This is a genomic window from Agrobacterium sp. K11 (genome assembly GCF_059429395.1).
The window spans coordinates 27,525-40,806 of record NZ_JCAHRB010000015.1; the positions used below are offsets into that span (position 1 = coordinate 27,525).

Below are 13,282 nucleotides of genomic sequence, written 5' to 3' on the forward strand. Positions count from 1 at the left end.
TTCATTCTGCGGCGATTAGAGTTTCGCCATCCATGAATTGAGGGAACCACGATTCATAGGCCAAGTGCAATTCTTTAATCTCGATAGCGCGTGCCGTGCCCAGCTTTACGCTTGAGCCGCCGGTGACGCCGATCGCCGGGCAGGAAACGCCCGCTGCCTTCGCTGCCGCGCGCACTTCATCCAGATCGCTCTTCTTGACGGTCAGCACATAACGTCCCTGATCTTCGCCATAGAAGGTGAGGACGGGGTTATGGCCCTCGACCGCGTCGATCGTCGCGCCGATGCCGGAGGAAATTGCCATTTCGGCAACCGCGAGAGCCAGGCCGCCCGAGGAGCAATCGTGAACCGCTGTGGCAAGACCGTCTGCGATAAGGGCGCGGACGAAATCGCCATTTCTCTTTTCAGCTTCCAGATCGACATGCGGTGCCGGACCATCGATGCGGCCATGCACGTCGCGCATGTAGACGGACTGGGCAATATGGGTGCCAAGACCGGCAGGCGCGCCCGCCAGCAGCACGACTTCGTCCGCGGCGGCAAAGCGGATGCGCGCCATACGGCCCCAGTCCTTCAGCAGGCCAACGCCGCCGATGGTGGGGGTGGGCAGGATCGCCTGACCGTTGGTCTCGTTGTAGAGCGAGACGTTGCCGGAAACGATCGGGAATTCCAGTACGCGGCAGGCTTCGCCGATGCCCTTGATGGCATGGACGAGCTGGCTCATGATCTCGGGCTTTTCCGGATTGCCGAAATTGAGGTTGTCGGTGGCCGCGAGCGGCAAAGCGCCGGTTGCGGTGATGTTGCGCCAGCATTCGGCCACGGCCTGCTTGCCGCCTTCAAAGGCGTCTGCCTCGACATAACGCGGTGTCACGTCGGAGGAGAAGGCGAGCGCCTTCTTGTCATGGCCTTCAACGCGGACAACGCCGGCATCGCCACCCGGCAGCTGCAGGGAATTGCCCTGGATCAGCGTGTCATACTGCTCGTAGACCCAGCGGCGCGAGGAGTTGTTGGCCGAACCGACCAGTGACACCAATGCGTCGGCAATGTCTGCATCAGGAACGTCGTTCTCCGCAAGCGGAGCCTGAACCTTGGCGGGCGTCCACGGGCGGTCGTATTCCGGAGCCTGATCACCGAGATCCTTGATCGGAAGGTTGGCGACTTCCTCGCCATTGTGCAGCACGCGGAAACGCAGGTCGTCGGTGGTCTTGCCGACGATGGCGAAGTCCAGGCCCCATTTGACGAAGATCGCCTTGGCGACTTCTTCCTTGGAGGGCTCGAGAACCATGAGCATGCGCTCCTGGCTTTCCGACAGCATCATTTCGTAGGCCGTCATGCGCTCTTCGCGCACCGGTACGGCGTTGAGATCAAGTTCGATGCCGAGATCGCCCTTGGCGCCCATTTCGACGGCCGAGCAGGTAAGGCCTGCGGCACCCATGTCCTGAATGGCGATGACCGCGCCTGTTTTCATCAGCTCGAGGCAGGCTTCCAGCAGGCACTTTTCGGTGAAGGGGTCGCCGACCTGAACGGTTGGGCGCTTTTCTTCGATCGACTCATCAAATTCGGCAGAGGCCATGGTCGCGCCGCCGACGCCGTCGCGGCCGGTCTTCGCACCGAGATACACCACCGGCAGGCCGACGCCCTTGGCTTCCGAAAGGAAGATCGCATCGGACTTGGCAAGTCCGGCGGCAAAGGCGTTGACGAGGATGTTGCCGTTATAGCGGGGATCGAATTCCACTTCGCCGCCGACGGTCGGCACGCCGAAGGAGTTGCCGTAACCGCCGACACCGGCGACGACGCCAGCCACGAGGTGGCGGGTCTTCGGATGGTCGGGTGCGCCGAAACGTAGCGCATTCATGGCTGCGATCGGGCGTGCGCCCATGGTGAAGACATCGCGCAGGATGCCGCCGACGCCGGTTGCCGCACCCTGATAGGGCTCGATGTAGGACGGATGGTTGTGGCTTTCCATCTTGAAGACGACGCAGTCGCCATCATCGATATCCACCACGCCGGCATTTTCGCCGGGGCCTTGAATGACACGCGGGCCCGTGGTGGGCAGGGTCTTCAGCCATTTCTTGGAGGACTTGTAGGAGCAGTGCTCGTTCCACATGGCCGAGAAAATGCCAAGCTCGGTAAAGCTCGGCTCCCGTCCGATCAGGTCGAGGATACGCTGGTATTCGTCGGGCTTCAGCCCGTGGGATGCAACGAGTTCCGGGGTGATCTTGATGGAGTTTGGAATCGACATAGGTCTCACGCGGTTCGAGCCGAGGAAAGTTTCCGGTTCTTTAGCGCAAGAGGCCTCTCCGTGCGACAGGAAAATGCGCAGTTTTGCCAGCAAAACGCTGCTTTGTTGGGTTATTCAGAACTTGTAGCCGACCATAAGTCCGACACGCGTCAGCCCGTCATTGGGGCCATCGCACAGATTGGCATGGGAGGCATGTTCGATCTGGGTCGAAATATTCCAGTTGCTGTTGAAGCGATATCCGATGGCGGCATATTCATGAAAAAGCACGCGGCAACCGAATTCCGCGCCAGTTTCGCCCGGACCGTTTCGCAGCCTGCCGTCATGCCACAGGCCGCCAAAGCCGAGGTCGACGAAAATCTTCGGATTGAGATCGAAGGTCCAGTTGATACCGCCGTAAATGGTATTTGCTTCGCCCTCGGTGCCGATTTCCGCACCCAGATGCAGACGCGGTCGGGCAAGCTTTTCGCCAAAGGTGACCGCCGAGGCGCTCGCGAAAGGATCGAAATAGGCAGTGAAGGCCGGGAATACACCATCTTCGCCGCCACCATTGCGATCGGCGAGCGAGGTTGTGACCCCGAAACGCAATTCATCGAACACCGTGCCGTCTGCGGCGGCGGCCGGTGTCATGTCACCCAACACATATGCTGCGAAAACCATCGCGAGAGCAATAAATGCCCTGGCGGATATGGAACTGAATGCTGCCATCGAATCATTCCCCGCTCCGAAGTAGGGAAAGGATGGCAGATTCGTCGGCGTGGTAAATAATGAGTTACTGAATTAGGGGGCGTGTTGCAGGAAAGACTCGTTCCCGCTCACGCCTCGCTTTCGTAGCCGGCTGAACCATTGTCGAGCAAATGCCGCAGGATACCCAGGGCATGCTTCAGTTCTTCCTGGTTTGACGGCCCGGAAAGGCTGATGCGGACACGGTGGTAAACCTTCTCCGTGCGCCCGGCCTTGAACTCGTCCTCGTCGTCTATCAGCACACCTTCCTTCATGGCAGCGCTGCGGAAGGTTCCAGACAGCCACGGTTCAGGCAGCCTCAGCCACAGAAAGGCGATGTCCGGCAGGGAGTTGAATTCCAGCCCCGCAAAGATGCGTCTGGCGAGGGCCTCGCGCTGGTTGATCTCGGCGATACAGTCCTTGCGGATGTCGTCTGCGTCGCCGCTGTTGACGAGGCGTGCATTCAGTTCGGCCAGCATAAACGGCAGTCCGCCGGTTATCATCGAATGCGAAATGCGAATTCTCGAGGCGAATTGCGCCGGGCAGGCGACCCAGCCACCCCTGACGCCGGCGGAAACGGATTTCGACAGGCCGCCGACGACGAAAGTAAGATCGGGCGCGAATTCCGCAATGAGTGGGATCGCATCCCGCGTCATGGCGCCATAGAGATTGTCCTCCACGATCCATACGCCGTATCTGCGGGCGATATCGGCGATCGCCCGCCGCCGCTCCTCGGGCAGGGTGGCGCAGGTCGGGTTCTGGCCCGCCGACATCAGGAAGATCATCTTTGGATGCTGTTGGGCGCAAACGCGCTCGAAATCATCGGGGATAATGCCTTTCTCATCCACTTCCACCAGTGTCACCCGCCGTCCGGCAAGGGCGGCGCTGCGGCTGATATGGGAATAGGTGAGGGGTTCGAAAACGATACGGTCGCCCGGCGCGGTCATTGCCGTTACCACACTCATCACCGCAGCATGGGCGCCAAGCGTCGAAACGATGTTTTCCGGTTTCGGCGACCAGCCATTCTGGGAAAGCCAGCGAACGCCCGCCATGCACCAGTTGTCGGGAAAGGAGCGGGTGTAGTTGGAAATTTCGAACGGATGCTCTCTCGTCACGGCCTCGACGTGTTTGCTGACCAGCGCGCTCTGCCCGACATCGGGAGCAGCCGTGGTGTTCAGGCGGAATTCGGCGCTGGTGTCCACCGCGTAGCGCGTGCCGCCGAATGCCGATGCCGTCGGTTCCACGCGTGATAACGGGGCGGCAGCCTTACGCTCGTTGACATAGGTGCCACGGCCGACTTCGCCGCTGACGAGGCCGCGTTCGTGGATTAGGGCATATGCCCGGCTGATTGTACCGATTGTAACGCCCAGATCGAAAGCGAGATTGCGTTGCGGCGGCAATTTCGACCCGGCCTGCAAGATGCCATCCGAAATTGCGCCTTCGATCTTGTCCGCGAGTCGAAGGTAGATGGGGCCGTTGCCCTCGGTGATATCAGGAAGCCAATTTGTCATGGTGACAATTTATGCATTGTATCTGTCCGCAAGTCAATTGTATTTATCGGATGCAGTCAATGAGATCAAACGCACGGAGACAATAGGTGCAATATGCGCAAGATGGATCAATACCTTTCGACAGCGGATACGCTTTATCCTGACGGCTACGAACGGGAACGCGTGTTCCGCGATACCGGCGACATGGTCGCACCGTCGCCCTTTCCGGCCCGGATCGCTCACACGCTTATTGGCCGCCTGATTGCGGGATTGTCCAACTGGCATGGCAAACGTCAGGGACGGCTTGCCTTGCGGGAATTGTCCGACGATCTTCTGGACGATATCGGCGTTACGCGGGACGAGGCCTTGAAGGAGGCCGCGAGATCGCAGCTGTTTTCATGGCCGTCGCGGCCGCTTTGATTTTCTGCCGGAGAGCGGCGCCATCTTTCCCCGGTGCCTGAACAGCCATTCGGCAGGCCCGCCACGCCAGTCCCAACCGGCGTCGGCGGGTCTTTTTTGTATTTGGCCGGCTTTTAGCGCAGTTTTGCCCGATCAGCAGCCCTTGCCGCCATTCGCCCAGCGTTTGACGTCGGTTGCGATGCGGCCGGAGATGGCTTCGTTCATAACGGGGCCGAAAGCGTCGAGCTTTGCCGGGTTGCCTTCTGCCTGAATAACCAGCATCGGGCGCGATTCCGGGCTGTTGCGCGGTACGAGCAGAATGCGCGGACGGCCCGAGAAGGAGTTGAGTTCGGGCGCCAGGCGATAGGCCTTGAACGCCGGATCGCCCGATTTGAACCAGCAGGCATTGGCGCCAAGCGCGATTCGCTCCATCGTCGGTAATGCCGCACGGGATGCGGAGGACGATGCCGGTTGCGGCTTGGGCTGGCACGCAGCAAGCGCTGCTGCGGCGAGAAGCAATCCAGCGGCCTTCGGGGCGTGGGAACGGAGCAGGCGGTTCATCGCGTCATCCAAGGTAAGGGCCAAAAACTGGAGCCATAAAAAGCATCATCGGGAAGAGGGCAGGCGGGGATGGCCCGCCCGCTTGTCAGGCTGCGATAACGCCAAGCGCCGAGGCGAAGAGGCCACGGCCGTCATTGCCGCCATGGGCAGCTTCGATCAGGTTTTCCGGGTGCGGCATCATGCCGAGAACGTTGCCCTTGGCGTTGATGACGCCGGCAATGTCGTTCAACGAGCCGTTCGGATTGGTGCCATCTGCATAACGGAAAACGACCTGACCGTTGTCTTCGACGGACTTAAGCTCATCCGTATCGAGGAAATAGTTGCCATCGTGGTGGGCGACTGGGCAGCGCAGAACCTGACCCTTGTCATAGGCGCGGGTGAATTCGGTGTCGTTGTTGACGACTTCGAGTTTCACTTCGCGGCACACGAATTTCAGCGAGGCGTTGCGCATCAGCGCGCCCGGCAGCATGCCCGCTTCGACCAGAATCTGGAAGCCGTTGCAGACGCCGAGAACCTTGACGCCCTGTTCAGCCTTTTCGCGAATGGCCTGCATGACCGGCATCCGTGCAGCAATCGCACCGCAACGCAGATAGTCGCCATAGGAAAAACCGCCCGGAATGACGATCAGGTCGACATCCGGGATAGTCGTCTCCGTCTGCCAGATGGTGACGGGCGCCTTGCCGGAGATTTTCGTGAGTGCCGCGATCATGTCGCGATCGCGGTTGAGGCCGGGAAGTTGGACGACAGCGGATTTCATGGTCGGCGGCTCCTGCGGCTTTAGAGAATGGCGATAGAGTAGTTTTCGATAACCGTATTGGCCAGGAGCTTTTCGCACATCGCCTTCAGGTCGGTCTCGGCCTTGGCCTTGTCTGCACCTTCCAGTTCCAGATCGAAGACCTTGCCCTGACGGACATGGCCGACGCCACCGAAACCGAGGCTGCCGAGTGCGCCTTCGATTGCCTTGCCCTGCGGATCGAGAACGCCGTTCTTCAGCGTAACAGTCACCCGTGCCTTGATCACCTGATCTTCTCCTGATTTTACCTTGCTAGGCCGATATTATTTCACGAGGCCGAAATTACTTTACCAGGACAGGGCCGGTGCCGCGGATCGGTTCGTTTTCATTGATGATGCCGAGACGGCGTGCCACTTCGGAATAGGCTTCCACGAGGCCGCCCATGTCGCGGCGGAACAGGTCCTTGTCCATTTTTTTCTGGGTCTCGATGTCCCACAGGCGGCAGCTATCGGGCGAAATCTCGTCGGCGAGGATGATGCGCATCATGTCGCCTTCGAACAGGCGGCCGCATTCGATCTTGAAGTCGACCAGCTGGATGCCGACGCCCAAGAACAGGCCGGACAGGAAGTCGTTGACACGGATCGCCAGTGCCATGATGTCGTCAAGCTCGGCAGGGTTGGCCCAGCCGAAGGCCGTGATGTGCTCTTCGGAGACCATCGGGTCTTCCAGCTCGTCGGACTTGTAGTAGAACTCGATGATGGAGCGCGGCAGAACCACGCCTTCATCGATGCCGAGTCGCTTAGACAGCGAGCCGGCGGCGACATTGCGCACGACGATCTCGAGCGGGATCATCTCGACTTCCTTGATCAACTGCTCGCGCATGTTGAGGCGGCGGATGAAGTGTGTGGGAATGCCGATCTTGTTCAGATGCGTGAAGACATATTCACAAATCCGGTTGTTCAACACACCTTTGCCGTCGATGACTTCGTGTTTTTTCTTGTTGAAGGCAGTCGCATCGTCCTTGAAGAACTGGATAAGCGTGCCTGGCTCCGGACCTTCGTAGAGGATCTTGGCCTTGCCTTCGTAAATACGGCGGCGACGGTTCATAATGGCAGGTCTCTTGGTTCACGCCGATTCTGGTGGCGTTGCGTTTCTGTCTTTGAGCGGTCCCATAAAGGAAAAGAGTGCATTCTACAATGCGGCTCGCATATCTTCCCTTCAATTCTTGTGTCGGGCGGAAGAATGTTGCCCGGCCGAAAATCGACCGGCTTCAGCGGCTGGCCGCGATGGTCAGGGCTCGTTCACCTTGAGGCGGCTCAGGAACTGGGCAAATACCATGCCACCCTCGGGCCAGGGGCCATGGCCAGACTCGGCGTTGATATGGCCAGACATGCCTGCATCCACCAACATCGCACCCCAGGCGGCGGCAATATCGTCGGCATGTTCGTAGGATCCGAAGGGATCGTTGCGGCTGGCAATTGTGATTGCCGGAAACGGCAAGGGATCGCGCGGATAGGGACCGAAGGTCATCAGATGTTTCGGCCTGATATCGGGATTGGCGACATCCGGTGGCGCCACCAGAAGCGCGCCTGCAACCTTCTTGCCGATTTCCGGAAGGGCGTGGATGACGGTCGGCACACCCAGCGAATGGGCGACGATGACAACGGGCTTGGTCGAGGCGTTAACCTCTTCCACCAGCCGCGCGATCCAGTCTTCCTTCACCGGTTTTGACCATTCAGCCTGCTCGACGCGGCGCGCTGTCGAAAGCTTGCGCTCCCAGCGTGTCTGCCAGTGGTCAGGACCGGAATTGGTGTAACCCGGTACGATGAGAATATCTGCTTCTGAAACTTTCATGGGCCCATATCTGTGGTTTCATGCCGTCGCGATCAAGGTCGCGATGGCATTAACTTCGGGAGCCTCGCCTCAGGCGTTGCCGAAGACGCGGGCGAAGATCGTGTCGACATGCTTGGTGTGGTAACCGAGGTCGAATTTTTCGCGGATGACGCTTTCGGGAAGGGCGGCGCGCACTTCCTCGTCGCCCAGCAGTTCCTCAAGGAAATCCGCACCCTGTTCCCAGACCCTCATGGCGTTGCGCTGCACCAGACGGTAGGCGTCCTCGCGGGAAACGCCGGCCTGCGTCAGCGCCAGAAGAACGCGCTGCGAGTGCACGAGGCCGCGGAACTTGTTCATGTTCTTCAGCATGTTGTCGGGATAGATCACCAGCTTTTCGATGACGCCGGCAAGGCGGTTCAGCGCAAAATCGAGGGTGACTGTGGTGTCGGGGCCGATGGCGCGCTCCACGGAGGAGTGGCTGATGTCACGCTCATGCCAGAGCGCCACGTTTTCAAGCGCGGGAACGACCGACATGCGCACCAGGCGGGCAAGGCCCGTGAGGTTTTCGGTGAGAACCGGGTTACGCTTGTGCGGCATGGCCGACGAACCCTTCTGGCCGGGAGAGAAGAACTCTTCCGCTTCCAGAACCTCGGTGCGCTGCATGTGGCGGATTTCGATGGCGACGTTTTCGATCGACGAGGCGATGACGCCGAGGATGGCGAAGAACATGGCGTGGCGGTCACGCGGGATGACCTGCGTGGAGACCGGCTCGGGCACGAGGCCGAGCTTTGCGCAGACATGTTCCTCGACGCGCGGATCGATATTGGCGAAGGTGCCGACAGCACCGGAGATCGCGCCCGTGGCGATTTCCGCGCGCGCATTGACGAGACGCTCGCGGTTGCGATGCATCTCGGCGTAGAAGCGGGCGAAGGTCAGGCCCATCGTGGTCGGCTCGGCGTGGATGCCGTGGCTGCGGCCGATGCGTACCGTGTTCTTGTGTTCGAAAGCGCGGGTCTTGAGCGCCGCCAGCACGCGGTCCATATCGGCCAGCAGCAGATCGGCAGCGCGGACGAGCTGGATGTTGAGGGTTGTGTCAAGCACGTCGGACGAGGTCATGCCCTGGTGGATGAAGCGGCTGTCGGGACCGACGAATTCCGCAAGGTGGGTGAGGAAGGCGATGACGTCGTGTTTGGTGACGGCCTCGATCTCGTCGATACGGGCGACGTCGAAAGTCGCGCTGCCGCCTTTTTCCCAGATGGTCTGTGCGGCCGATTTCGGAATGACGCCGAGCTCGGCCAGCGCGTCACAGGCATGCGCCTCGATCTCGAACCAGATGCGGAATTTTGTTTCCGGCGACCAGATGGCGACCATTTCCGGCCGGGAGTAACGAGGAATCATGGCAATGACTTTCTTTGTGGAGGAATTTTGCTGCCCGTTTAGCAAAGTGTTCCGCGAATCTCAATCTATCAAGCCTTCGCATCGGCTCGATGCGTACATTCAAAATGCTAGAGCGTCCGGTGTACGTCCGAACGGACGCGTGGCGCTCTGTGCGCACGGCGGCAAAGGATGGCGCCTGCCAGCGCAAGCGGAATGGCGGCAAACGGAAAATAGAGGCCGAGGCCGAGAATGCAGAACTGGTAGATCGCGCCAAGCGAGGTGAAAAATTGCTGGAAAAACCAGATGCGGGAAAATGCCGGCGCGTGCCATTGCGCATAAAAGATGCGGTACTGGAGCGCGAAAAATGCCGCCGCGACCGCGATCGTGAAAAAAGCGATGGCAAGACAGCTTGCCGCAAAACGCAGCGGCAGGCTGGTGGATGCGGGCAGGAAGCGCAAGGCAACCATGGCCAGCGGCCAGCCCAGGAGACCGCCGAAGAAGAACAGCACGGCGATATCGGCGGCATGGTCGGTTTCCAGCCGGTTGCGGAGATAGAGGCCGAGGGTAGCGGTGGCTGCCGAGATGGCGGCCCAGACAAGCGGAGCGAGGAGCGAAAACAGCGCTGCCGGGATGACGTCGTGGAAATTCCGCCTGTCGCTGTTCATCAAAGCCCCCACCCAAACGTCCTGCCGTCCCGTCTCCGGTGTATCCGGCTGCTGTGGCGGGTCAGGACCGGGCGGCTTCCGACACCGAGCGCAACAACGAAACCGTCTTGCGATAGTCTGCGACGCCATCACCCTTGAAGACGGCCGAACCGGCCACCAGTGCGTTGGCACCGGCTGCGACGATGGCGCCGGCTGTCTCCGCCGTCACGCCGCCGTCCACTTCAAGTTCGATCGGCCGGTCGCCGATCATGGCCTTTGCCGCACGGATCTTGTCGAGCATGGCCGGAATGAATTTCTGTCCACCGAAACCGGGATTGACGCTCATGATCAGTACGAGATCGACATCGTCAAGCACGTTTTCGATGACCGAAAGCGGCGTGGCGGGGTTGAGCGTCACGCCGGCCTTCCTGCCGAGCGTGCGGATGGTCTGGAGTGAGCGATGGAGATGCGGGCCTGCCTCCGCATGGACGGTAATGCCGTCGCAGCCGGCCTTGGCAAAGGCTTCGAGGTAGGGATCGACGGGGGCAATCATCAGGTGGCAGTCGAAAAAGGCATTGCTGTGCGGGCGGAGCGCCTTGATGACGTCAGGACCGAACGAGATGTTTGGCACGAAATGGCCATCCATGACATCGAGGTGGATCCAGTCTGCTCCCGCTTCCGTCACATCGGCGACTTCCTGTCCCAGCTTGGCGAAATTGGACGCCAGAATGGACGGTGCAATCCGGATGGGCAGGGACATGGGGCAAACTCCTCTCGACGCGTTGCGTAAGCTGCCTTTAGCATCAAGTATCAGGGTTTGAAACGGCTTGTCGCGCGGTTGCCGCCGGTTTTCAGCCGCAGCTTACTGAATTTCCAGCGATACCGGCTTCACCTATTGTCTTTCGGCCTTGTCCGCCTGTTCGAAACGCTGGCCGTTCCAGCGCTGCAGGCGATAGGGATTGTCTGCAAGCTCATGCGAAGGGTTGAAAGCGATATCGCCTAGCACGGTTTTGAAGACGGTACCGTTCGCCAGTATCTCCGGTGCGGGTTTCCCTTGGGATTGGGCTGCTTCGGCAAGCGCCGCAGTCAGTTCCGCAGCCGCATAGGAGGGCAGGACGTAACCTTCCGGCTCGATATTGGCGGCACGCAATTCGCCGGCGACGGCCTGTGCCGAAGGCAATGTGTCATAGGCCGGGCGCGTGACCGCTAGCACATTTGCCGCAAGTGGCACGGGGTTGTTTGCCGCATTCATGGCGTCGCCGCTCATGATGGTGAGCGGAATGTTTTCGGAGCCGGCGTCTCTGGCGACAATCGCCACGTCGTTGCGTTCCGCGCCGATGAAGACATGGGTGATGCCGGTGCGCCCCAGCCGGCGTACAAGCGCCACCTGTTGCTCCTGTGCCGGGCGCAGCGTATCGGTGAGTGTCGGTTTCAGCCCGTTCTCCTCCAGCGCCGAACGGATGCGATCTACTAGATCGCGACTGAAGATCGTGCCGTCATCCACGAGCCCAATGGAATGTCCCTTCCAGTCGCGCAGGATGATTTCTGCGGCCCGGTCCGATTCGGCCTTGTCCGATGGCGCTAGGCGGAAAAGCGGCCAGCTGTATTTCAGAGCGTCTTCCATCAGGATCGGGGCACGGCTGGAAAGCGTGATTGCTGGAATGGCGGCTGACTTCAGAGGCGGCAGAACGCCCTGAAGCGTTTCCGTGCACAAAAAACCGATTGCCGCGCTGACCTTGGCGGCCACGAGACCATCGGCAATCGCGCCGCCGCTGCCGTCTTCGCAGCTTTCATGGATTTCGACGACATCTAGCCCGAGCTTGGCGGCCGCGGCCTTCGCGCCCTGCCTGACCTGTTGCCCCAGCAGTTCGTATGGGCCGTTCTGTGGGGCAACGATGCCGATCGACGCCGCGCATGCTGAGCCCGCAAAGGCAAAACCGGCGATGATCGTTAGCAGGCGAAGTGAAAGCATGACGTGCGCGAAATCCTGTTGTCCCGGTTTGATGTTTATCGGCAACAACTGGTTTTCCAAAGGAAAAATCGCTGATACCCATCATAATCGCACATCATCTGTCACGGCACGGCGGTTTTGATCGCAACTCATCCAATTTGAAACAACAGTCTACAATGACGCGTTATGGTTGTATATATTCAATATGATCGCGCGCGATTGTTTTTTGCCGAGATTCATCTCTTTTAAGGTCGGCAATTCACTCTGTAATTTCATAAGAGCGGAAGTACTGCTCGTCATGGTTTAGAGCATTTTTACTTTATAAAACTGTAACATGCAGTGCGTATAAGCACAGTTTTATAAGGGCGGGTTTGCGATTTTGCCTTTTATAGTGCACCCCAATAAAATGCACATTTTATTTCCACTCATCTAATTTATTGATATAAAAAGATAATATACATATTTCCCTGCGCTTTATTTGTGCTTTGCCATGTTTTTTTCGCATTTGCGAGAAGATCTGCTTGACGAAAAGTAAATGGTTAGATTAGATATAGGTGTTTCAGGGGACGACTGAAATTGGCTGTAACAAGCCTCGGAAGTGTTCCGAACGTAAGCACTGCCAAACTATATTACATTCTATATTCTATTATTTTCATTACGTATAAACCGCTTCGGGCAACCGGGGCGGTTTTTTATGTGATGCTAATTTAAGCAATTTTAAATTGCATTCGAAAAGCTTCGCGAAAAGATATTCTTCCAGCATTGGGTTTTCCGAAAGCAAATCGCGCAGGAGCGTCGCGTCTGTCGCAGGCGAGGCCTGTTTTTAGTGTAGCTCAAGACGCCTTTGAGTGCCGCGAAAAGCCCACGCCGGTCAGCGCTGATGCCGCTTCCGTTCGCTAGCGGCTTTATTTTGTCAGAGCAGCCAGCGCGTCTTTTGCAAAGGCAGAGATGGGTTCGGGAAGGTTATCGGGGTCGAACCAGCCGATATCGGAAAGCTTGTCCGGTTCTGTCAGTACCGGCTCACCCTGCGTGTCGCGGGTGACGAAGATCAGCGAGACCCAATGGTGCCGGTCTGCGACATTGATATATTCGCTATGACAGAGAAATTCGACCTTGCCGATTGTCAGCCCGGTCTCTTCTTCAGCTTCTCGCCGTGCTGCGGCGAGGGATGATTCAAGGTGATCGACTTTGCCGCCCGGAATATTCCAGTATCCGGCTTCCGGCGCTTTCAAGCGCCGGCATAAAAGCAGGCGGCCATCACGCAATATGGCAAGCCCAACGCCGACGCCTGGAAAATCTTGTCCTGGCTTGATCGTCGGCGTCATGCGTATTGTTTCC

General features: G+C 58.9%; 14 protein-coding genes. 1 reads left to right on the forward strand and 13 read right to left on the reverse strand.

Annotated elements, in window-relative coordinates:
* Position 1: 1 nt before the first annotated feature.
* The 3 genes from purL to AC5SEO_RS24470 all read right to left on the reverse strand — a co-directional run bounded on the left by purL (position 2) and on the right by AC5SEO_RS24470 (position 4,467).
* The gene (gene purL, locus AC5SEO_RS24460) at positions 2-2,236 is read right to left on the reverse strand and encodes a phosphoribosylformylglycinamidine synthase subunit PurL (protein WP_003516011.1); all 2,235 of its coding nucleotides are present in this window, start codon (positions 2,234-2,236) and stop codon (positions 2-4) included.
* A 114-nt stretch (positions 2,237-2,350) separates the two neighbouring features.
* Entirely contained in the window at positions 2,351-2,941 is a 591-nt protein-coding gene (locus AC5SEO_RS24465; protein ID WP_013636389.1) for an acyloxyacyl hydrolase, read from the reverse strand.
* 107 nt (positions 2,942-3,048) lie between these two features.
* Positions 3,049-4,467 (reverse strand): aminotransferase-like domain-containing protein, encoded by a 1,419-nt coding sequence (locus tag AC5SEO_RS24470; RefSeq protein ID WP_003516009.1) that lies wholly within the window; start codon positions 4,465-4,467, stop codon positions 3,049-3,051.
* A gap of 93 nt (positions 4,468-4,560) precedes the next feature.
* On the opposite strand from AC5SEO_RS24470, the gene AC5SEO_RS24475 reads away from it, so the two are divergent.
* Entirely contained in the window at positions 4,561-4,866 is a 306-nt protein-coding gene (locus AC5SEO_RS24475; RefSeq protein ID WP_003516008.1) for a DUF1127 domain-containing protein, read from the forward strand.
* 132 nt (positions 4,867-4,998) lie between these two features.
* Here the strand turns inward: AC5SEO_RS24475 and AC5SEO_RS24480 are convergent, their stop codons facing one another.
* From AC5SEO_RS24480 to AC5SEO_RS24525, 10 genes are all read right to left on the reverse strand, one after another.
* Positions 4,999-5,406 (reverse strand): hypothetical protein, encoded by a 408-nt coding sequence (locus AC5SEO_RS24480; protein ID WP_003516006.1) that lies wholly within the window; start codon positions 5,404-5,406, stop codon positions 4,999-5,001.
* A gap of 85 nt (positions 5,407-5,491) precedes the next feature.
* Positions 5,492-6,163, reverse strand: a complete 672-nt coding sequence (gene purQ, locus AC5SEO_RS24485) for a phosphoribosylformylglycinamidine synthase subunit PurQ (RefSeq protein ID WP_003516005.1) — start codon at positions 6,161-6,163, stop codon at positions 5,492-5,494.
* A 20-nt stretch (positions 6,164-6,183) separates the two neighbouring features.
* The gene (gene purS, locus AC5SEO_RS24490; RefSeq protein WP_003495372.1) at positions 6,184-6,426 is read right to left on the reverse strand and encodes a phosphoribosylformylglycinamidine synthase subunit PurS; all 243 of its coding nucleotides are present in this window, start codon (positions 6,424-6,426) and stop codon (positions 6,184-6,186) included.
* A gap of 55 nt (positions 6,427-6,481) precedes the next feature.
* A complete protein-coding gene (gene purC, locus AC5SEO_RS24495; protein ID WP_003516002.1) occupies positions 6,482-7,246 on the reverse strand; it encodes a phosphoribosylaminoimidazolesuccinocarboxamide synthase in 765 nt (254 codons plus the stop codon).
* A gap of 183 nt (positions 7,247-7,429) precedes the next feature.
* On the reverse strand, positions 7,430-7,993 hold the full coding sequence (locus tag AC5SEO_RS24500; RefSeq protein WP_003516000.1) for an alpha/beta hydrolase: 564 nt from the start codon (positions 7,991-7,993) through the stop codon (positions 7,430-7,432).
* 69 nt (positions 7,994-8,062) lie between these two features.
* Positions 8,063-9,370, reverse strand: coding sequence for an adenylosuccinate lyase (purB, locus tag AC5SEO_RS24505; RefSeq protein WP_025593893.1), 1,308 nt, complete (start codon positions 9,368-9,370; stop codon positions 8,063-8,065).
* 107 nt (positions 9,371-9,477) lie between these two features.
* Positions 9,478-10,014, reverse strand: coding sequence for a hypothetical protein (locus AC5SEO_RS24510; protein WP_013636387.1), 537 nt, complete (start codon positions 10,012-10,014; stop codon positions 9,478-9,480).
* A 61-nt stretch (positions 10,015-10,075) separates the two neighbouring features.
* Positions 10,076-10,753: a ribulose-phosphate 3-epimerase gene (rpe, locus tag AC5SEO_RS24515; RefSeq protein WP_003515995.1), complete on the reverse strand. Its 678-nt coding sequence runs from the start codon at positions 10,751-10,753 to the stop codon at positions 10,076-10,078.
* A gap of 132 nt (positions 10,754-10,885) precedes the next feature.
* A complete protein-coding gene (locus AC5SEO_RS24520; RefSeq protein ID WP_050923875.1) occupies positions 10,886-11,965 on the reverse strand; it encodes a branched-chain amino acid ABC transporter substrate-binding protein in 1,080 nt (359 codons plus the stop codon).
* An 884-nt stretch (positions 11,966-12,849) separates the two neighbouring features.
* Positions 12,850-13,269, reverse strand: a complete 420-nt coding sequence (locus tag AC5SEO_RS24525; protein WP_003515990.1) for an NUDIX domain-containing protein — start codon at positions 13,267-13,269, stop codon at positions 12,850-12,852.
* Positions 13,270-13,282: the final 13 nt, after the last annotated feature.

Coding starts and splice junctions, on each gene's coding strand:
- purL (WP_003516011.1), bottom strand. CDS start 2,236: ATGTCGATTCCAAACTCCATCAAGATCACCCCGGAACTCGTTGCATCC.
- AC5SEO_RS24465 (WP_013636389.1), bottom strand. CDS start 2,941: ATGGCAGCATTCAGTTCCATATCCGCCAGGGCATTTATTGCTCTCGCG.
- AC5SEO_RS24470 (WP_003516009.1), bottom strand. CDS start 4,467: ATGACAAATTGGCTTCCTGATATCACCGAGGGCAACGGCCCCATCTAC.
- AC5SEO_RS24475 (WP_003516008.1), top strand. CDS start 4,561: ATGCGCAAGATGGATCAATACCTTTCGACAGCGGATACGCTTTATCCT.
- AC5SEO_RS24480 (WP_003516006.1), bottom strand. CDS start 5,406: ATGAACCGCCTGCTCCGTTCCCACGCCCCGAAGGCCGCTGGATTGCTT.
- purQ (WP_003516005.1), bottom strand. CDS start 6,163: ATGAAATCCGCTGTCGTCCAACTTCCCGGCCTCAACCGCGATCGCGAC.
- purC (WP_003516002.1), bottom strand. CDS start 7,246: ATGAACCGTCGCCGCCGTATTTACGAAGGCAAGGCCAAGATCCTCTAC.
- AC5SEO_RS24500 (WP_003516000.1), bottom strand. CDS start 7,993: ATGAAAGTTTCAGAAGCAGATATTCTCATCGTACCGGGTTACACCAAT.
- purB (WP_025593893.1), bottom strand. CDS start 9,370: ATGATTCCTCGTTACTCCCGGCCGGAAATGGTCGCCATCTGGTCGCCG.
- AC5SEO_RS24510 (WP_013636387.1), bottom strand. CDS start 10,014: ATGAACAGCGACAGGCGGAATTTCCACGACGTCATCCCGGCAGCGCTG.
- rpe (WP_003515995.1), bottom strand. CDS start 10,753: ATGTCCCTGCCCATCCGGATTGCACCGTCCATTCTGGCGTCCAATTTC.
- AC5SEO_RS24520 (WP_050923875.1), bottom strand. CDS start 11,965: ATGCTTTCACTTCGCCTGCTAACGATCATCGCCGGTTTTGCCTTTGCG.
- AC5SEO_RS24525 (WP_003515990.1), bottom strand. CDS start 13,269: ATGACGCCGACGATCAAGCCAGGACAAGATTTTCCAGGCGTCGGCGTT.